Source organism: Bifidobacterium saguinibicoloris (assembly GCF_019331725.1).
GTDB lineage: Bacteria > Actinomycetota > Actinomycetes > Actinomycetales > Bifidobacteriaceae > Bifidobacterium > Bifidobacterium saguinibicoloris.
In genome coordinates this window covers 17,622-38,249 of the sequence record NZ_JAHBBF010000015.1, presented here as the reverse complement: position 1 = coordinate 38,249, position 20,628 = coordinate 17,622, and the positions used below count along the sequence as shown (strand labels likewise).

12 protein-coding genes are annotated in these 20,628 nt (G+C 65.9%); 4 read left to right on the top strand and 8 right to left on the bottom strand.

From position 1 onward, the window contains the following. Positions 1-385 precede the first annotated feature (385 nt). On the bottom strand, positions 386-4,576 hold the full coding sequence (locus KIH78_RS08900) for a bacterial Ig-like domain-containing protein (protein WP_219132073.1): 4,191 nt from the start codon (positions 4,574-4,576) through the stop codon (positions 386-388). Positions 4,577-6,273: 1,697 nt separating this feature from the next. Further along, entirely contained in the window at positions 6,274-6,501 is a 228-nt protein-coding gene (locus KIH78_RS08895) for a hypothetical protein (RefSeq protein ID WP_219132072.1), read from the bottom strand. 226 nt (positions 6,502-6,727) lie between these two features. Between KIH78_RS08895 and KIH78_RS08890 the strand changes: the two genes are divergently transcribed. Then, positions 6,728-7,435 (top strand): rhomboid family intramembrane serine protease, encoded by a 708-nt coding sequence (locus tag KIH78_RS08890; RefSeq protein WP_219132071.1) that lies wholly within the window; start codon positions 6,728-6,730, stop codon positions 7,433-7,435. 1,330 nt (positions 7,436-8,765) lie between these two features. Here KIH78_RS08890 and crgA read toward each other — a convergent pair. Further along, on the bottom strand, positions 8,766-9,251 hold the full coding sequence (crgA, locus tag KIH78_RS08885; RefSeq protein ID WP_219132070.1) for a cell division protein CrgA: 486 nt from the start codon (positions 9,249-9,251) through the stop codon (positions 8,766-8,768). Between the two features lie 442 nt (positions 9,252-9,693). Here crgA and KIH78_RS08880 point away from each other — a divergent pair, with 442 nt between their 5' ends. From KIH78_RS08880 to KIH78_RS08870, 3 genes are all read left to right on the top strand, one after another. Beyond that, complete coding sequence (locus KIH78_RS08880) at positions 9,694-10,563, top strand: DUF881 domain-containing protein (RefSeq protein WP_219132069.1); 870 nt, start codon at positions 9,694-9,696, stop codon at positions 10,561-10,563. Positions 10,564-10,779: 216 nt separating this feature from the next. After that, positions 10,780-11,964: a class E sortase gene (locus tag KIH78_RS08875; protein ID WP_219132068.1), complete on the top strand. Its 1,185-nt coding sequence runs from the start codon at positions 10,780-10,782 to the stop codon at positions 11,962-11,964. A gap of 49 nt (positions 11,965-12,013) precedes the next feature. Then, complete coding sequence (locus tag KIH78_RS08870) at positions 12,014-12,658, top strand: anthranilate synthase component II (protein ID WP_219132067.1); 645 nt, start codon at positions 12,014-12,016, stop codon at positions 12,656-12,658. A gap of 158 nt (positions 12,659-12,816) precedes the next feature. Here the strand turns inward: KIH78_RS08870 and pknB are convergent, their stop codons facing one another. From pknB to KIH78_RS08845, 5 genes are read right to left on the bottom strand one after another with little or no spacing between them, the layout of a single operon-like run. Next, positions 12,817-14,880 (bottom strand): Stk1 family PASTA domain-containing Ser/Thr kinase, encoded by a 2,064-nt coding sequence (gene pknB, locus KIH78_RS08865; RefSeq protein WP_236034540.1) that lies wholly within the window; start codon positions 14,878-14,880, stop codon positions 12,817-12,819. Further along, the gene (locus tag KIH78_RS08860; protein ID WP_214315835.1) at positions 14,877-15,893 is read right to left on the bottom strand and encodes a serine/threonine-protein kinase; all 1,017 of its coding nucleotides are present in this window, start codon (positions 15,891-15,893) and stop codon (positions 14,877-14,879) included. The genes pknB and KIH78_RS08860 overlap by 4 nt, the downstream gene beginning before the upstream one ends. Beyond that, the gene (locus KIH78_RS08855) at positions 15,890-17,356 is read right to left on the bottom strand and encodes a peptidoglycan D,D-transpeptidase FtsI family protein (protein WP_214315834.1); all 1,467 of its coding nucleotides are present in this window, start codon (positions 17,354-17,356) and stop codon (positions 15,890-15,892) included. The genes KIH78_RS08860 and KIH78_RS08855 overlap by 4 nt, the downstream gene beginning before the upstream one ends. Beyond that, positions 17,353-18,825: an FtsW/RodA/SpoVE family cell cycle protein gene (locus tag KIH78_RS08850; protein ID WP_214315833.1), complete on the bottom strand. Its 1,473-nt coding sequence runs from the start codon at positions 18,823-18,825 to the stop codon at positions 17,353-17,355. Before KIH78_RS08850 ends, KIH78_RS08855 begins: the two co-directional genes overlap by 4 nt. Continuing rightward, positions 18,822-20,624, bottom strand: a complete 1,803-nt coding sequence (locus KIH78_RS08845) for a PP2C family protein-serine/threonine phosphatase (protein ID WP_219132066.1) — start codon at positions 20,622-20,624, stop codon at positions 18,822-18,824. The genes KIH78_RS08850 and KIH78_RS08845 overlap by 4 nt, the downstream gene beginning before the upstream one ends. Positions 20,625-20,628 lie beyond the last annotated feature (4 nt).

Here is a 20,628-nt window from a genome sequence, read left to right as displayed (position 1 = left end):
CGCGCCTAGAGGCCGCACACGTCAGCTGACGGAGCGTATACCGCCTTTCCTCAGGCTCGACGTACCCTTCGTACGCCTTCGCCTTCGGACGGCGGTCTCCGCACACGTCAGTGAAATGACGGAGCGTCCTCGTCGTTGCGGAGGGTTCGACGTACTGTTGTACGCCTTCGCCCTCCGCGCCTAGAGGCCGCACACGTCAGTCAATGACGGAGCGTATACCGCCTTTCCTCAGGCTCGACGTACCCTTCGTACGCCTTCGCCATCCGCGCGGCGAGGACCGCACGTGACCGGCCATGCAAGAGCCCCCGCAATCCATTCGGATTGCGGGGGCTCTGCCGTATGGCGATGGCGGCGATCGGCCGCCACCGCCATCAGTTCCGGAACGTCATCGACGGTCCGTCCTGCGTCGCGCGACGGACATGGCCACGGCCGCGGCGCACAGCAGCGCGACGACGACGAGGACCGCCGCCACGGACGAACCGGTGCGGCTCAGTGCCGTCGCATGGCCCGCGGCGTGCGTCCCATCGCCGGCCGTACCGGAACCGTCGGAACCGTCGCCGGCCGAACCCGCATCGTCGCCGGGCTTGCTCGGAATCGACGGCTGCACGGCGCCGGAGGACGTCACCGCGATCGCGTAGGACGCGGACACCCCGCGATACGTGACCGTGACGACCTGCCTGGCCGTGGCGGCGTGCGAATCGAACCCGGTGACGGCGAGCTCCGGATCGTCGGCGTCGATGGCCTTCTCGGACGTGCGCTTGCCATTGGAGTAGACCGCGGTGACCTTGAGACCGGAACGGTCGAACGAATCACCCACCTGATACGCGGTCTTGCCTGGCTGCACCTTAAGCGCGTCCAGTCGGAACAGCGGACCGAAGTCGGCCGTGTACGCGACGGCCTTGCCGCCGTCCGCCGGCGTGACCGTCACGACGGCCTTGCCGCCGTTGTCCGCGCTCGGCTGCGTGACGTCGACCTTCGCGGCCGCATCCGTGGCGAACGCCTGCACGAGCGGATATGCGTCCGTGTCGACGTCCACCGTGCCGGACAGGTCGTAGTCGAAACGATCCGACGCGAACCCGTCGACGCGCACGCCGTCGACGCGCAGATCGGCGAGTGTGCCCACCGAGGCGGGTTTCGGCACGATGCTCGCCTCGTACAGGTGCGCCTCCGCGAGCTTCAGGTAGTAATTGGCGTCGCCGTCCGCATACGTGAAGTTGAGGCGGATGCCCTTCGTCGCGGGAAGCGCGCTGATGTCCGCGCCGGTGACGTCGCCCGCCTTCACGCGGTCGCCGGTCTCGGCGGTGATGCCGGAATCGACCCACGCGCCGGAATCATCGAGGTACTGCACGGTGAAGCGTTTCGGCGTGGCCTCGCCGAAGGAGACGATGTCGACGGTGCTGAACCGTTTCGCCGCGGCGAACGTCCAACTCACCCACGGCGAGGGCTTGTTCGTGCCCTTGGCGGCCCAATCGCCCCACGCGGTGTCGTTGCGCCCGTCGAACAGGTTCGTGACCGGGGTGCGGCCCTGCGCGTACGAGGCGGCGGCGGTGCCTTCGCCGGCCACGTTCCAGCCGTCCACCACGGTCGCTTCGGTGACGAGCACGGTCAGCGTCGCGGGGATCGTGCCGTCCGCGCCGTCGGACGCCTTGCCGGCGACGGTGACCGAACCGGTCTTGGCGAACGTGGCGTCGGTCGCGTCGCCCCACTGCCAGGTGACGGGCGTGTCCAGCGCGTAGCCGGTGCCGACGTGCGCCTTGACGGTGTCCGGCGCCGCGTCCTTCACCGCGGACGCGGTCGTGCCGGCGGCGACGGTGATCGACGTCGCGTCGCTGACGGTGAACGCGCCCACGTACACGGTGGCGGTGACCTTGATGGCGTTGCCGTACAGGTCGGTGGCGGTGCCGTGCACCGTGACGGTGCCGATGCGCTTCACCTGTTCGGCCAGCGCCGCGGTGTCCCACGTGACCTTGGCCGGGGAGCCGTCGCCCCACAGGTACTGCGGCGTCACGACGTCCGGCAGCGACGGCGTCACGCCGACGGCGGTCTGCGCGTGCACGGCCTTGGTGCCGGTGGGCGTGACGGAGCGGACCTGCCAGGTCTGGCTGGTGATCTGCTTGCCGATGTTGCGCGCGCTGTTCGACGTGTTCGCGGTGGTGGATCCCGCGGTGCCGACGGGCGAGCCCGCGGCGGTCTTGCGACCGGTCACGTCCAGTGCGCCGCGCGACAGCGAGTTGACGAGGCTGACGTGCACGCTGTCGTCCGTGTTCAGCGTCCAGATGGCGGAGGCGTCGCCGCGCGCGGCGTCGACGGTGCCGCCCTTGAGGCTGACGGTGCCGTTCCTGTCTGCGGTCAGGATCCTGTGGTCGGCCGATTCGATGACGTAGCGGCGGACGGTGGGGCGTTGCGCGGAGGCGGGCAGCTCGTGGAACGTCCACAGCTGGGTGGCGGCGGTGGACGCATCGGTGGCGAGGTTGTCGATCTGTGCGGTGGTGGTGTTGGTGGTGGTGGTGACGTTGGTGTCGTTGGTGGTGACGGTGAACGCCTTGCCGGACTGTTGGCCGACGAGCTGGTAGGTGCCGCCGTCGGCGATGGTCTCGGCGTCCTTGCTGACGCCGCCCACGCCGGTCAGCTGCACGGAGGCGATGGATCCGGCCGGAACGGTGAAGGTGGCGGTCTTGGCCGTCGGGTCGACGGTCACGCCGTTCTTCCGCAGTTGGTTGCTGGTCTTGTTGAGCACGGCGGGCGTGGCGGTGTCCGCGGCGTCCTGCTTCGGCGTGGTGGTCAGGTACAGTTTGCCTGCGGCGTCGGCCGCGACGTCGCCGTACTTCGACAGGTCGATGACGACGGTCTCGTCCGTGTCGCCGGCGTTGCGGTGCACGATGGTCTGAGTCTTGTCATCGGCGGAACGGGCGGTCATCGTGTTGAGCATGTCGTTGTTGGCGAGGATGACGTCGTTCTTGTGGATGAACTGCGTGTAGGCGCGCACGGCGTTGTACTTGGTGTTGGCGAGCACCGTGCAGGGCTTCAGGCCGTCGGTCTTGCCGCCGTTCTGGTCGACGCGACGCTTGGAGAACAGCGCGCCCTTGCCGTCCGCGCCCTTGCCGGCCACGGTGCAGTCGAAGTCGATGAAGACCGTGCCCCAGTTGAGGTTCTCGCCGTTGGGGTTGCTGCCGGTGGTCGGGGTCTGCATGTTGTACAGGTCCTCGACGACCTGCCAGAACGTGAAGTCCTGCGACTGCAGCGCGTACACGTCGTTGTTGATCTCCTCGGCCATGCCCAGCGCGTTGCTGAAGTCATAGGGGTTGAACTGCTTTTCGGACGTGTAGTCGCCGTCCACTTCGCTCATCGACAGGGGTTTGCCGTCCGCCTGCGCGATGTCGCGCACGTAGAACTGGCCGCCCTGGCTGTAGGCGTGCACGTTGTACTGGCCGACGGCGTCGCGCACGTCCTGGTCCCAGCCGTCGTAGGATCCGCCGAACGAGCCGGCGTTCGAGGCGTCGGTGCCGGAGATCGTGGTCGTGCCGTTGGCGTTGAGCCCGTTGGCTTCGATGGCCTGCCTGAGGGAGCGGATGGTGGCCTGCTGCTGGTCGTTGGACACGTACATGCCCTCCTGCGGCTTCTTGGTCCTCAGGTCGTAAGTGGTGACGTTCTTGTCCATGTTCGGGAACAGGGCGTCGTAGCGTTCCAGAAGCTCCTTGTGGTCGGTGCCGTAGGCACCGGCCGCGGTCTTTGCCGCCGAGGCGACCGGCGTGCCGCGGGATTTGTTCTCGGATTCGTTGAACGGCTCGATGGTGCCGATGTTGATGCCGTAGGTGTCCTCGAGATGCTTGACGGCCTTGCCGAGGTACTGGCCGAATTTCTCGGCGTCCTGCAGGTCGGACTGGTTCTTGTTGCCGGTTCCGGTGATGGTGCCGTTGTACGTCATGAAGTACGGGGCGGAATTGGCGAACGCCTCCCAGCTGGTGATGTCGCCGGTCTCCGCGCCGCGCTGCACCCACCATTCCTGGGCCTTGCCCTTGGACCAGTCGTAGCTGCTGTCCTTGGTGGCGTCGAATGCCTCGTCGAGCTTCTTGTAGTCGCTTTTCTTGGTGGTGACGCCGTCGTAGAGGTTCTTGGAGCCGTCGATGTCGTCCGCCCAGTAGCCGGGGACCGCGGCGCCCTGACGCATGTACGGGTATCCGTAGCCCACGTCGGAGGCGTTGCCGCCGCCGATGTTGTAGCGGGCCATGTTCAGATCGAGCCCGTCCTTGCCGAAGATGGACTGGTAGAACTGTTCGCGCAGCGCCTTGCCGTAGGCCAGCGCCTCCGCGTCGGTGGTGGCGTCGCCGGACGATTGGGTGAGGGAACCCTCCTCGCCGTAGGAGCCGGTGGCGTTGGCGAACCAGGCGAGCGAGGTGCCCCAGCCTTGGAAGGGGCCGTTCTGGAACCAGGGGTTCGGGGTGATGACCGTGGTGTTGCCGCTCGCGGCGGTCGCCGGTTCGCCGGCGATCGCGGTGGACGCCATGCTTGCGCCGCCGGCGGCGAGCATGGCGATCGCGGCCGTCGCGGCCGCGATGCGTGTGGTGATGGTTGACATGGATTCTCCTTCCCGCTGCCGTGCGGTTGGACACGGCGTTGCATCCTCCTTGCGGAACCGGTACATGTCTCCGACGCCGTGGCGTCGGTTTCCTCGCCGATCAGGGGCGGCGACGGTGCCGATGCCGTGGTGATCGACGGTGACGCGCCTCCGGGGGCCGTTGTGACACGGCGTTGTGCGCGGGCGCTGCGGGGGCCGTTGTGGTGTCCGCTGTGACGGTTCCTGTGCGGTCCCTGTGGTTGCCCTGGCGTCTGCCCCGGTGGTGCGAAACCGGTGTACTAGTTCCGTTGCGGCTCACGCTATCACCGTCGCGAGGGAGTGGCAACGCAACCATTGTCTGTGATGAGAGACGTAACCGGTCACATTGCGAAATGTTGAGAATTGGTTGGTCTAGCCGTGTATCGGGAGTGGCGAAATGGGGCCGTTGTTGATGGTTGCGCAAACAAAACGGAAGTTTTTCGCATGGAACATGCCGCCGCGCGTGTCGCGGAAAGGAGCCATGCGGGCGTCGAACCGGTTCGTGGTGGGCGAGGTGGAGCGGGGCGTGCGCGGAGAAGGGACGCGCGATTGAGCATCAAGAGTCTGTGGTACACAATGCAGCGACGGTGAGCAATCGACTTGGCGTCGATATCATCGCGAATCAATCGGACGACGATTCTCATCTACTCGACGTCGTATGAGCCCCTACGTTTCCGTGACATGGGAAACCGCACCGCCAAGCATCGGCATGAATTGATCCGGCCAGCAATCGGGGTGCGGTTCAGCTATGACGACGGGGAGCGCGGTTGTACTCCGGGAATCACTGGTACACGATGCCATGGCGACCAGGGTGCGCGCTTGCGTACCCGGAACCTGTGGTACGCAATGCCGGGGCGGCAGGATACGCATTTGTGTACCAACGTTCCGTGGTACACAACATCCGAACCGTCGCCGATCCGCATGCATACCATTCGCAGGTGTCGCAAAAAGCCCGAAATTGCAACGTTCTCAGGAAAACCGTCGCGGCACGCCCTCATAAGGCGATTGGTACATGACGGAGGAAGGCCCGGGAATCACGTCACGTACCCCGGATTGTCGGTACGCAACGGACCGGCTGCCGCAATCGTGCGTTGCGTACCATTTCCCGGCTCGCGCGTGACGCGTCGCGGTGATTCATATCGGCCACATCGCTCCGGCATGATGCAACCGCACCTCCGATCATCAAATCTGGATTACTCCAGTCCAACAATCGGGGTGCGGCTCAAAATCGGAAGAGCTGCAAAAGCCGGTTATTGCGTGCGCCGCCCACCCGTCATCGCATACCGGTGCACACCAGCCCGTCATGCTACGTCCGTTCCTATAGAATCGGGCGTTGCGCGAGCCTAATCCTCAGGTGAAACGTCCGTTCCTATAGAACCGGACGCCACACAGGCCCGATTCGCGGACGCAGCATCCGTTCCTATAGAACCGGACGCCACACGGGCCCGATTCACGAGCGCAGCATCCGTTCCTATAGAACCGGGCGTTGCGCGAGCCTAATCCTCAGGTGAAACGTCCGTTCCTATAGAATCGGGCGCCACGCGAGTCTGCGACGCGAACGAGCACGAAAACGAATGTCCCCGCATCCAATCCGATGCGGGGACATTCGGTTCGTCGTCGTTCCACCGGACGGGTGACGTCATCGCTCGACGCGACGCCCGGCGGATATACGGATGCGATCAGGCTTCGGCGGGAGCGGCCTCGGCGTCCTCAGCCGGCTCGTCGGCCTCGCCCTTGGACTTCTCAAGACCCAGATCCACCGGAGAGGAGCTGTTCTCCCACGGTTCCTCCCACGGATCGTAGTCCGGGTTCTGCTGCTTGTAGATGTACAGGCCCACCAGGCCGGCGAGCAGTGCGCCGAACAGCAGCGCGAAGAACTTCCAACCGTTCGAAGACTTGTTCTCCATGTCGGATCCTTTCCCATTCTCGTCAGCCTGCTCGTTCAGGCCGATCTTCACCCCATCATAGGCCCGAATATGTGGCGATTGGGTAGAACATGCCGCCTCAGACCGACTCACGGTAGCGCTCACAGAAACGCCGCGACGTCTCTATGCCGCGGTCCCGGTGATGCGACCGTTCGCCGCATCCTCCTTCGGCAGAACGGGCGGGCGCGGGAACGGTAGCATGGAGGGCATGCGCATTCCCACGAAACGTCAGATCGCCTACAGCTGGAAGAACAACGGTCCGGTCGTCACCTGGACGATCATCACCCTGTGCGCGGCGGTCTGGGCCGTCGAGATGTTGCTGCGGCTGCTGTCGCCCACGCTGTTCTCCGCGTTCGTGGGATACGGCATGTTCATGCCGATCACGGCGTTCCGCACGCCGTGGACGTGGCTGACGTCGATGTTCCTGCATGCGCCGAATCTGATGCACATCCTGTTCAACATGATCGCCCTGTGGTCCGTGGGCCCGGTATTGGAACGGCTGATGGGCCATTGGCGGTATCTCGCGTTGTATCTCATCTCCGGGCTCGGCGGCGCCGCCGGCATGATGGTGTGGGCACGCCTGACCGGCGACTGGCTGACCTCCGCCTATGGCGCGTCCGGCGCGCTGTTCGGCCTGTTCGCCGCGGTGCTGGTGGTGTATCGCCGCATCGGCGAGGACATCCGTTCGATGCTGGTGTGGATGGCGGTCAATTTTCTGCTGCCGTTCGTCGTGGGCGGTATCGCATGGCAGGCGCATGTGGGCGGATTCATCGTGGGTGGTGTGCTCACCTGGCTGTTGGTGGGAGGTCTGCCCGTGTTGCGGCGCCGTTCGTTCACCGTGCGTATGGCGGTGTTCGGCAGCGCGATGACGCTGTTGCTCGTCGTCGTCATGCTGCTGTGCGTGACGCAGTTCTGATTCGACTGTCCTGCGCTGCGGCTTTGTGATGCTTCGGGCGGACTTGGGTCTGCCGTTGGCGGTGCGCTTCCGATGAGGTTGTGGTGAGTGCTTGGACGCCGGCGGCTTGGGCTTGATGGTGCCTTGACCGGGCAGAGGCGTCGCATCTGAGCAATGCGACGGCGGGCGCCGCCGGTGCGGAGCTTCGCCGCCGCCTGAGCCGCTGACTTCGTGACTGGTTCTTCCGCTTTTGGCCCTTCTGCTTGTCCGTACTCCGATTTCTCCAGGTCCCCATATCTAGTGCTATGGCCGAGGAACTACACACATGTAGTTTTCCACAATTGTGGAAAACAGTGTGGATAACTTGGGGATAACCCGTCGTCGGAAGTGGACAACTACGTTACCTATGACGTCGAGTTATCCACAATCGGCGTCATTCCAACGATTGTGGATTGTGGACAATGTGCATAACGGTTATCCACAATGGGTTATCCACTGTGGAGAACGGCATGCACGGTGGATTTTCACCGCAGCATTGTGGATAACTCCGCCAAACCGGTGGATAACTTGGGGATAACCAGTGGTGGATAGTGGATAAGTGGTGGATAACCTGTGGGTAACCTCCCACAAACGTTGGAATTCCAACGATGTGGATTGTGGATAACTCAGCTTTGCACTTATCCACCACGACGGTTATCCACTGTGATGTTGATTCGCTGTGCCGCTGATTCACCACGTGCTTATCCACCGTGGCATTTATCCACCGCGGCACTAATCCATCACGGTGCCCGTATGTCCTCCATCACGGTGGCCCCGGAGCGTGGATCAGGCCCGTTCCCGCGTTCCGGCCCAAGGGCCGGTGGCCCGGAGTACGTGAGAGACCTGGTTTTGCGTTCCGGCGGCACGATTCGTGACCCTGGAAAGTGAATCGGGCCCGTTCCTACGTTCCGGACCAGGAGCCGATGGGCCGGAACGTATGATTGCCCCTGTTGCTCGTTCCGGGGCCATAAGTCTATGGGGCACGGTGGCCCCGGAGCGCGGATTGGGCTTGCTTCCCCGTTCCGGCCCACGAGCTAGTGGTACGGAACGTGTGATTACGGTGCTTGAGCCGTTGCGTACCTCAGGCCAGTGGTACGCAACGGCCTTCCGCGGCATTTCAAGCGTGAGGACCAGCGCCGCGGCACGCGAAAGGCCGCCGGCCTCCGAAGGGAGGACCGACGGCCTTCACCGAACAATCGATGCGATGGTTCGAGGCATATCGCTGGATGCGGATGCGAACGCACATGCGGATACACCTTCAGGTTGAGAGCCTCAGGGCGTATGCACCATCAGATCGCGCATCGCCGTGGCATCATCGCCACCACATGGTCATCAGGAAGCCGATGAGGATGATGACGAAGCCGATGAGCAGGTTCCACGCGTCGATGCCCGGAATCGGGTAGTTGCCGGTCAGGTAGTAGCAGACCACCCACACCAGGCCGATGACCATCAGGGCGCAGAACAGCGGCACGAACCAGCGCGGGTTCGACTTGGTGCCCTTGATGGTCTCCTCGACGCGCTTGGTGTTCTCCTCCTGGCGTGCCATCATGCGGCGCATCTGCGGGCTCATGGACTTCTTGTCGGCGGTGGCGTTGAGCACGGCCTCGACCTGGTCCATATCCACGCCGTAGTCCTCGGGCGTCTCCTCGGACGTCTCCTCGGTGGCGTCATCGGCGGCGACATCCTCGGCGTCAGTGCCCTTCGCGTCGTCCTTCGCATCCGTCGCGGTCGCGGCGGTTTCCGCCTGCCAATCCTTCTGGTCCTTCGAGTCGTTTTCGTGCAGCTCTTCGTCAGCCATCAGCGTAGTCTCCATTCACAGTCAATAGGCTAGGAGCCATCATAGTGGTTGGTCGCGAAACCGGCGAGACAATCGCACGACATGGCGCACAATGTGGGCACAATGCGGACATTCGGCGCCCTATCCGGATGATGTGCGCCATGGTGGTGGATAATCGGCAGGGAGTCCGGCTCCACGTGAGACGAGGCGAGACGAGTCCCGGTGCGTGCGGAGCCCTGCATGCGGAGTTCCGCGTGTGTAGTGTTGCGCGGAGTTCCGCGGCGTGGACCAGTCCGCGCAGGCACCCGCGCGTAGGCCTGTCCGCGGAGTTCCACGCGGCTCACGCACGTGGGCGGCACCGGCGTCTGCGGCGGCGATGCCGGGAACGGTATGGTCGGTATGAAGATGGTAGCGGAGGCTCCGCGGTGCGGAGGCATCGCGGTTTTTCCGGAAAGGCGGCGGCATGGCCAAGCATGGCGGCGGACGGCACAGCGTGAAGCGCTCTCTCGTCGGGAGCGTCGCCACGGTGCTCATCGTCGCGCTGACCGGCTACCTGTTCGTCACGAACCTGCGCGTGAACCGCACCGCCACGGTCAACTCGGACACGGCGCAACTGGTGGAACAACGCGTGGCGGAGGTGAACGAGCTGTCGGAGCAGGTGAAGAAGCTCAGTTCCGACGTGAGCACGCTCACCCAACTCGCCTCCTCGTCGAACGACGCCAACGGCACCCCCACCAACGGCACCGCCACCACCAACGGCAGCAACGGCGCCAACGGCACCACATCGAACGACGACGCCGGCAGCGGCGCCACCCTCCCGCAGGTGGAGGGACCGGGCGTGGCCGTCACACTCGACGATTCGCCCATGTGGGAGCAGGCCGTGGACGCGTCCGGATCCACGGAGGACATCGACAAGTACGTCATCCACCAGCAGGATCTCGAATCGGTGATCAACGCGTTGTGGGCGGGCGGCGCCACGTCGATGAAGTTCATGGACCAGCGCATCCTGTTCAACTCCGCGGTGATCTGCTCCGGCAACGTGGTGTCCCTGCACGGCAAGAAGTATTCGCCGCCGTTCACGATCTACGCGATCGGCGATCAGGACAGTCTTATCGAGGCGCTCGACGATTCGCCGGCCATCAAGATCTATCAGCAGTATGTGAGCGCGTTCGGCCTGGGTTGGAAGGTGGAGCGCAAGCGTGATCTCACGTTCGAGGAGACGCCGTCGTTGCTGTCGCCGTTGAAGTACGCGTCGCCGCTTCCCGGCTCGGACGAGTCGTCCGACGGCGCCTCGTCCGGTTCGTCCGACGCCTCCGGTTCGTCCGGCGAGTAGGCCGACAGCGTAAGCCCCGCCGTGTGCGGCGTGTGCCCAAGGGCGTGGGGGACAATGGGACGAGCGGTGTTGGGTACGGCCGGTACAGTCGGTGGGTGGAAATCCGCAGGCGGGTCCCGCGGGTCGGAATCCTTCGCGGCGGCCCGCAGGCCGTCGTGAAGGACCGTCGGCGCCAGGGTCGATCGGCATGAGTCGGCATAAGGAAGGGCGATTGGAATGAGACACAGCGCACGTCATACGGCCGGACGTCGGTCCGGCAGGGTTTCCGTGACTTCGGCCGCTTCCGCGGCGCCGATGGCGCCGGGAGGCCCCGCGGCGTCCGCCCGGTCCCGTCGCGGCTTCGGCTGGCAGGCGCTCGGCGTCTTCGCCGAGATCCTCATCACGTTGGCCGTGGTATGCGCGCTGTATATCGTGTGGCAGCTGTGGTGGACCGGCGTGGAGGCGGAACGCACGCAGGCGGAGACCCGTCAGCAGGTCTCCTGGTCCGATCCGGCCTCCTCCGGCGATACGAAGATCGCGAAGGCGCAGGAGGGCGATCCGCCCGTCCAGCCAGAGAACGCCTCCTATGGCGACCTGGTGGCGGAACTGTACGTGCCCCGGTTCGGCCAGAACTGGGCCCGCAACGTGGTGGAGGGCACCGACGCCGCCCAGCTGGCCCGCCATGGTCTGGGCCATTACGAGACCACGCAGATGCCGGGGGAGCTCGGCAACTTCGCCATCGCCGGCCATCGTTCCGGTTATGGCGAGCCGCTCGGCGAGATCGACAAGCTGCAGGAGGGCGACTACATCGTCATCCGCACGCAGGATTACTGGTACGTGTACCAGTACACGAAGTTCAAGATCGTCACGCCGGACGCCGTGGAGGTCGTCGCCCCAAACCCGGAACATCCGGGCGAGCAGCCCACCAAGCGCATGATCACGCTCACCACGTGCGAACCGAAGTACACGACGGCCACGCACCGGTGGATCGCCTGGGGCGAGCTCAAATACTGGGCGAAGGTGTCCGACGGCGTGCCGAAGGAGCTCACCACCACGGATTCGACCGGCAAGGTGAAGTTCGCGAGCACCGCCGCGAAGGACATGTCCCTGCCGGCGCGTCTCGGTTCCCTCCAGCCGGTGGTGTTCGGCTCCCTGGCCGTGTGGGCCGTGCTGTTCATCGCCGCCGCCGTGGCGTGGCGCTGGCCGCTGCTCGCCGCGATCCGCGCGGGCGTGCGCCGTCGCCCGGACGCGAGCATCTACGGCGGTCTGATGCGCATCCAGCCGGGCGTCCTGCCCGTGCGTCTGCTGCTGACCGCGCTGCTGCTGCTCGCCGCGGCCGCCGCACTGTTCGAATGGATGTTCCCGTGGGCGGCGCTCAACATCCCCGTCCTGCAGCAGATGAGCAACTTCTCCGTCGGGTGACGGAGGCTGAGTAGACTTGCGGTTCAGTACCACCCGTAAGGAGACCATCGTGACCGATTCCGCCCGCATTCTGGTGATCGACAACTACGATTCGTTCGTCTACACCATCGTCGGCTATCTGAAGACGCTCGGCGCCACCGTGGACGTGGTCCGCAACGACGCCGTCGACCCGCACGACCCGCATGTGACCGACGGCTACGACGGCGTGCTCATCAGCCCCGGCCCGGGTGCTCCGGCCGATTCCGGCGCCAGCGAGGACATGATCCGCCTGTGCGCCGCGCAGGACAAGCCGATGTTCGGCGTGTGCCTGGGCTTGCAGGCGCTTGCCGAGGTGTACGGCTGCACGGTGGACCACGCGCCCACCATCATGCACGGCAAGACGAGCCTCGTGGAGCATGTGGATGACGAGATCTTCGCGGGCGTCGCCAACCCGATGACCGCCACCCGCTACCATTCGCTCGCCGTCGAACCGGATTCCGTGCCGGACACGCTCGAGGTGACCGCGTGGACGCAGGGCGACCACATCGTGCAGGGCATCCGCGTCAAAGGCAAGCCGATGTACGCGGTCCAGTTCCACCCCGAATCCGTGATGACGGAGGACGGCTACCGTCTGCTCGCCAATTGGCTGGCCGTGTGCGGCCAGACGAACGCCGTGGCGAAGTCCGCCGGCCTGCAGCCCAAGGTCGTCAAGTAAGGCGACGCAGGCGTCGTACGATACGCAACGTACGGCACGCGACGTGACGCACGGCATACGACGCGACGTACGTAACGCAAGACCCCTGACGGGATTCCGTCAGGGGTCTTGTCGTATCCGGCATCGGCCTTCGACAGCCGACGTCAGCCGACAGCCGATCAGTGACCGGTGGTCGTGCCGGTTCCGGTACCGGAGGAGCCGTTGCCGGTCGTGTCGCCCGTATCCTCGCCCGTGCTGGAGGCCTGCGTGGTGAGCGTCACCGTGGAGCCCTTGTCCACCTGGCCTTCGGCCGGGTTCTGCGCGGTCACCTTGTCGGACGAACCGGTGGAGCCGGTCTGGGAGACCGTCAGGCCCAGCGCCTCGAGCTGGATCTTCGCCGTGGCGTACGTCTGGCCCACCACGTTCGGCACGGTCACCTGCTCCTTGCCCTTGGACACCACGAGCGTGATCGACGACTGCTGCTCGACGGTCGTGCCCGAACCCGGGTCCACGCTGATCACCGTGCCGGAGGCCACCGTGTCGGAGTTCGCCTCGGTGACGGTCACCGTGAACTTGAGGTTCTTGAGCGTCTGCACCGCGGAATCCTGCGGCTGGCCCACCAGGCCGTCCGGCACCTTCGTCATGCCGGAGGAGACGTACAACAGAACCGTCGAACCCTTGGTGGAGGGGCTTCCGGCCGCCGGGTCGGTGCGCGTCACGTTGTTGCGGGCGATGGTCGCGCTGTCCTCGGTCTGCACGCTCGTGCCGACCTTGAAGCCGGCCTTCTCCAGTGCGGCGCGCGCCTCGGACTGGCTCATGTCCGTCACGTCGGGCACCTGCACGCTCTGCGGGCCCGCGGAGAACCATACCTTCACGGTGGAGCCCTTTTTCGCCTTCGAACCGCCCTTCGGCGTCTGCTTGCCGGTGAACGTGCCTTCGGGCTCGGTGGAGTCCTTGTCGGTCATCTCCTGGAACTGGAAGCCGGCGGCCTCGATCTTCTGCTCGGCCATGGCCTTGGTCATCGAGGAGGTGATCGTCGGCACTTCGGCCATGTCCGCGTTCGTGGCGCCGCCGCGCAGCATGAAGAACACGGCCACGAGGACGGCGACGAGCACGAGCCCGCCGATCACGGAGCCGATGATGATCTGCTTCTTGCGCTTCGCCTTGGCGGCGGCCGCGCGCTGCTCGGCGCGCGTGCGCACCACGGCCGACGTGGAGGGGCGCACCTGTTCGAACTGTCCGGTCACCGGGTTGAACGCCTGCGTGGACTGGCCCTGCTCGTTGGGGTTGAGCGCCACCGTGGCGGCGTCCTGCTCGGCCTGTTTGCGGGCCTTCATGTTCGCCAGGTCGGTGAGCGGGTTGAACGCGGCCGCCACGGGCACGCCGCCGTTCATGAAGGTCAGGATGTCGTTCTTGAACTCGGCGGCCGTGGCGTACCGGTTCTGGCGGTCCTTGGCCATGGCCTTCGCGCAGATGGAGTCCCACATCTTCGGCAGGCCGGGCGTCACCGCGCTCGGCGGCGTGGCCACTTCGGACACATGCTGGTAGGCGATGGCCACGGCGGAGTCGCCGGTGAACGGCGGACGTCCGGTGAGCATCTCGTAGAGCACGCAGCCGGCCGAATACAGGTCGGAGCGCATGTCCACGGTCTCGCCGCGCGCCTGCTCGGGGGAGAGGTACTGGGCGGTGCCCACCACGCCCTGCGACTGCGTCATCGTGGCGGCCGAATCGTCGAGCGCGCGGGCGATGCCGAAGTCCATGACCTTGACCATGCCCTGGTCGGAGATCATGATGTTGCCGGGCTTGATGTCGCGGTGGATGATGCCCATGCGGTGCGAGTATTCGAGCGCGTTGAGCACGCCGAGCATCACCTGTTCGGCGTCGCGCTGGCTCAGCGCCCCGTTCACGTGGATCACGTCGCGCAGGGTCTGGCCCTTCACGTACTCCATCACCAGGTACGGCAGACGCTCCACCTGGCTGTTCTCCGTGGTGACGAGCTCCTCGCCGGAATCGTAGATGCTCACGATGTTCGGGTTGTTCATCTGCGCCACGGAATGCGCTTCGCGGCGGAAACGCTTGAGGAAGATCTCGTCGGTGGCCAGGTCGGAACGCATGATCTTGATGGCCACGGTGCGGCCGAGGCGCGTATCCAGCGCCACGTGCACTTCGGCCATGCCTCCGCGGCCGATGAGCTGGCCGAGCTGGTAGCGGCCGTCGGCCAGTGAAGCGGGCATGTTGCTCATTGCTGCTCCTTCCAATTCGCCGCGTTCGTTGCGCCCGTCGCGGCGGCACCGGGGACGGTTCCCGCGGCGCTCCCCGCGGCGGACCTATGCTCGGGCATTGATACGAGTGGGATGTGCGGGGAGCTGGCGATCCTGCGCGGCAGGCGGCTCCCCACCATCATGGTGGAATCGTTGAGTTCGGTCTGCTGGTCCAGCAGGCGGCGTTCGATGCGCGCCAGCGTGCGGGAGACGACGAGCGCGTCCTTCGGACGGTCCAGCGGGTCCTTCGCCAGCATCGACATGACGAATTCGCGCAGCTGCACGTCCACGTCGTCAGGCAGGGGCGGCACGGGGTCGTTGACGTGCGCGGCCGCGATGTCGACGGGCGTGGCGCCCGTGAACGGGCGGTGCCCGCACAGGCCCTCGTACGCCACCACGCCCAGCGAGTAGATGTCCGATTGCGGCGTGGCCTGCTGGCCCTGCGCCTGCTCGGGGGAGATGTACTGCGCGGTACCCACCACCATGCCGTCCTGCGTGATCTGCTCCTGGTTGGTGGAGTAGGAGACACCGAAATCGGTGATCTTCACGTCGCCGTTGTCCGCCACCATGATGTTGGCGGGCTTGACGTCGCGGTGGATGACGCCGTGGCTGTGGGCCACGAACAGGCCGCGCGCGGTCTGGATGAGGATGGGCAGAAGCTCCAGCGGGTCCATGGCGCCCTGCTCGTGGAACAGGTCCGCCAGGGATTTCGAGGGCACGTATTCCATGATGAGGAAGCCGATGCCGTCATGCTCGTAGTATTCGAACAGCGCGGCGATGTTCGGGTGCGCCAAGTTGGCGGAGTTGTGCGCTTCGGCACGCAGACGGCGCAGCTTCGCCTCCGCGTTGGTCAGGTCGCTGCGCAGCGCCTTGATGGCCACGGGGCGGCCGAGCTGGATGTCCCAGCCCTTCCATACTTCGCCCATGCCGCCTTTCGCGATGCGGGAGTCCAGGCGGTATCGGCGATGGATCAGCTGTCCTTCGATCAGTCTCATTGCTGCAGGGCCTCCTGGAGTACGGTGCGGAACACCGGTCCGGCGCTGTTCACGCCGTACGTGTTGGTGTTGTGGATGACGACGGCCACGGCGATCTTCGGGTTGTCCGCGGGGGCGAACCCGATCACCCAGCCGTCGTTGGCGCTGTTGTCGGAACCGATCTGCGCGGTGCCGGTCTTGGCGGCGACGCTCACGCCGTCGATGGCGAGGGACGGCGCGTCCTTGGTGACGACCGTCTGCATCATCTGCGTGAGCTTGTTGGCGGTGTCCGCGCTGAACGGTTCGCTCATGGTGCGTGCGTGCGTCTCGCTGATGACGGACAGGTCGCTGGCGCGCACGCGGTCCACGAGGGTGGGCTGCATGAGCTTGCCGTCGTTCGCGATGGCCGAGGCGATCATCACGTTCTGCAGCGGCGTTTCGGTGACGTCGCCCTGTCCGATGGAGGCGAGGGCGAGCTTGTCGTCGGTGAGCGAGGTGGGGAAGTTCGAGGCGACGGCCTTCATCGGGCTGCCGGTGGTGTCGGAGCCGTCGACGACGAGCGAGCTGCCGAAGCCGAGCTTGGTGGCCATGTCGGCGAGCTTGTCCTGGCCGAGGGCCACGCCGAGCTGCGCGAACGCGGTGTTCGACGAGTAGGCGAGGGCGTCCTCGAGGCTCATCGAGCCGTTCGAGCCGTTGCCTGCGGAGGAGGCGTTGGTGAGCGCGGTGACGGTGCCGGGCAGCGTATAGCTGGCGCCGGCGGGCACCTGCGTGTCGGTCTGGTAGTCGCCGGTCTCCAGCGCGGCGGCGGCCACGACGGTCTTGAACGTGGAGCCGGGCGGGAACAGCTGGCTGGTGGTGTTGTTGAGCATCGGGTTGGTGGGGTCCTGCGTGAGGGCCGCGTAGTTCTGCTTCAGGGTCGCGCCGTCGTGCGAGGTGAGTTGGTTCGGGTCGTACGAGGGGTTGGAGACCATGGCGAGGATGCGTCCGGTCGACGGCTCCATCGCGATGACGGCACCCTGCTGGTTGTTCAGCGCCTGGGAGGCGATCGTCTGGAGCTTCGTGTCGATGGACGTCTCGATGGTGGCGCCCTTGTTCTCGCTGCCAGTGAGCGTGGACTTGATGCGCTGCCAGAACAGGCTGTTCGATTCGCCCGACAGCAGCGAGTTGCGCGACGCCTCGATGCCGCGGTCGGCGCGCTGGCTGATGGAGAAGTAGCCGGTGACGGGCGCGTACAGGGAGCCCTGCGGGTAGGAGCGCTGGTATTTGAACGCGTCGTTCACCGGTTCGGACTTGGCGAGCACGGTGCCGTCGGCGGCGAGGATCGAGCCGCGCGGCGCGCCGTACTCGTGGTACAGGGCGCGCGTGTTGCGCGTGTCCGAGTTGAGCGCGGCGGCGCGGATCGCGGTGATGATGGTGGTGGACAGGCCGAGCACCGTGAACAGGACGATGACGGCGGTGAACAGCTGGCGCAGGGTCTTGTTCACAGTGCGCCTCCTTCGATCGGCGGCATCGGCTTGACCGGCGTGGCGGTGGCTCCGGCCACGCGTGCGGCGTCCTCCGCGTCCATGGCGGCGCGCTCCGCCTCGCGTTCCTTGAGCTCGTGGTCGCGCAGAGCGGCCAGCGCCTCATACTGGAACGTGTCCGAATCGGTTTCCGGAGCCGGCTTGTTGGCCGCGTCGGAGATGATGATGAGCAGCGTGGCGAGCAGGTAGTTCGCGATGAGCGACGAGCCGCCCGCGGCCATGTACGGCATGGTCAGGCCGGTCAGCGGGATGACGAGCGTGATGCCGCCCACCACGGTGAACACCTGGAACGCCATGGTGAACACCAGTCCGGAGGAGAGCAGCTTGCCGAAGCCGTCCTTGATCTTCATGGCGGTGACGAAGCCGGAGGCGATGATGATGATGTACAGGGCGAGCACGGCCATGCAGCCCACGAGCCCCATCTCCTCGCCCACGGAGGCGTAGATGAAGTCCGAGTTGGCGAACGGCGTGAGCGCCGGATGCCCCTGACCCAGACCGGTGCCGGTGAGACCGCCGGCGGCCAGGCCGAACAGGCCGGTCACGATCTGGTAGGAACCGCCCGTGCGGTTGTAGAGCGTCGGGTCGAACGGGTGCAGCCACACCTCGACGCGCGCCCCCACGTGGCTGAAGATGCTCGAGGCGGCCACCGCGCCGAACGCGAACGCGATGAAGCCGATGACGATCCAGCTGAGACGCCCGGTAGCGACGTACAGCATGGAGACGAACATCGCGAAGAACATGAGCGAGGTGCCGAGGTCGTGCTGCATGATGAGCACGCCCATCGAGGCGAACCACACGATGATGATCGGGCCGAGGTCCTTGATGCGCGGCAGCTGCAGGCCAAGCACCTTCCTGCCGCCCACGGCCAGCTGGTCGCGATGGTCGAACAGGTAGGCGGCGAAGAAGAACGCGAGGAACAGCTTGGCGAACTCGCCCGGCTGGATCTGCCCGATGCCGGGGATCCTGATCCAGATGCGCGCGCCGTTGATCTCCTGGCCCAGGCCGGGCAGCATGGGGGAGAGGAGCAGCACGAGGCCCACCACCATGCTCACATAGGAGAAGCGCCGCAGGATGCGGTAGTCCCGGAGGAAGATGACGAGCAGGGCGCACAACGCCATGGCGATGAAGACGAACAGGAGCTGGCGCTGCGCCACGGCCGTGCCCTTCTCCTGATCGATGCGCGCGATCTCCACCATGCCGATGCCGGTGAGGAGCAGCACGCAGGGCTGCACCACCTGGCTGGCGTACGGCAGACGGAAGACGATGAGCAGCCAGAACGCCACGGACAGGCCGGCCCAGACGCCGTACAGGACGACGAACTGCTGCGGCACCGTGCCGGTGGTGCGGTGGAACATCTGATAGAAGGCCATGCCGCACAGCAGGAACGAGACGATGAGCAGCGCGACCTGGCGAAGGCGGAGGGCGATCATTGCTGAGACCCGCCTTCTTCCGTGGACGTGTCGGAGGAGCCGGTGGCGTCGTCGGAGGCGCCGGAATCGGAGGAGGAGGAGGAGGAACCGTTCGAACCGGAATCGGAGGACGAAGCGGCGTCCTTGGACGCCGAGGACGAGTCCTTCGCATCCTGCTGCTCCTGCTCCAGCGACTTGAGCTCCGCGCGGATGAGCTTGACGTGCGCCTGCGCCTCGGCGAGGTTGTCGCGCACGATGCCCTGCTGCAGTTCGTCGCGCCACGTGGATGGCAGCTTGTTGATGGAGATGGAGGTGCGCTCCACCTCATGCGAGAGACTGAACCCGGCCAGGTTCGTGGGCACGCCTTGGTAGATCGCCACCTTGCCTTCGGCCTCGCCCACGTAGTACTTCGACTGGCTGTACCGGTACGCGGCGTACACGCCGCCCGCGAGCACGGCCAGAATGGCCAGAATCGTCACGATGACGCCGATGCGCTTGTGGCGGCGACGGCTGCGCGCGGTCTTCTGCGCCTCAGCCCGCTCCTCATGGATGGCCTTCGCCACTTCGGGATCGTTCGGATCGGCGGTGACGACGCCGTCCGACTTCTGCACCACCGGAATCTCGCCGGTGTCCGGATTGTGGCGTTCGCCGTTCTCCTCGCGCACCTGCGAGGGCTGGACCACGCGCGGCGCCTCGGCGCGCTGCTTCTCGCGCTGCTGCTCCTTGGGCGACTGGCTGAGCGCCGCCGCGCGCACGGCCGGCGAATTGAGGTCGCGCAACGCCGGGGCGGTGGCCACCGGCTCGTTGACGATGTCCGCGATGGGTTCGAGGCTGGCGCTGGCCGCGCCGCCGACGAGCGGCGTCTGATGAGGCAGTTCGAACGCGTGCGCGTCGAGCGCGAGCGTGGCGTCCGCGATCACCGCGGTGACGTTGTCGGTGCTGCCGGCGCGCAGGGCCATGCCGACCAGCTGCTGGGCGCATTCGCCCGGATCGGACAGCTGGCTCATCACCTCGGCGATGGTCGAATCCTCGAGTACGCCGCACAGGCCGTCGGAGCACAGCAGCCAACGGTCCGCCGGGTGGGCCTTGAGGATGGCCACGTCCGGGTGGGGGTCGATGTCGAAGTCGCCGATCACACGCATCACCATGTTCTTCTGCGGATGGGTCTTCGCCTCCGATGGGGTGATGCGGCCCATGTCGACGAGATGCTGCACCAGGCTGTGGTCCTGCGTGGCGCGGCTGAGCACGCCGTCGCGCAGCAGATAGGCGCGGGAGTCGCCGATGTGCGCGAGCACCCACCAATCGGAGACGAGCGCCACCGCGGTGACGGTCGTGCCCATGCCTCCCAGACCGGACTCCCGGCGGGCCTTGCCCACGATCGCGTCGTCCGCGGCCATCACGGACGTGACCATCATCGAGGCGATCGTGCCGACGTCGTCGGTCACGTCATCGCGTTCGATATGCGCGAGGGAGCGGATGGCGATGGTGGAGGCGGTGTCGCCGCCGGCATGACCGCCCATGCCGTCGCAGATCGCCACGAAATGCTCGCCAGCGAACGACGAATCCTGATTGTTCGCACGCTGGGTGCCCACGTCGGACACGGTGGTGGAGTACAGGAACAGACGGCGTGACAAGGCCTGCGTGGCCTGCGCGTCCTGCGGGTCCCGCACGGCGGCCGCGGCGTTCGCCGCGGCGAGGCCGGCACCGGAGGAAAGGACGGTCTCGCCGTCGTCGTCGGCGGCGAAATCGTTGAAATCGTCGAAATCGCTGGGGGCCGACTGCTGCAACGGAGTGGTCGGCTGGTCATCGGAGGAGCTCATCGGT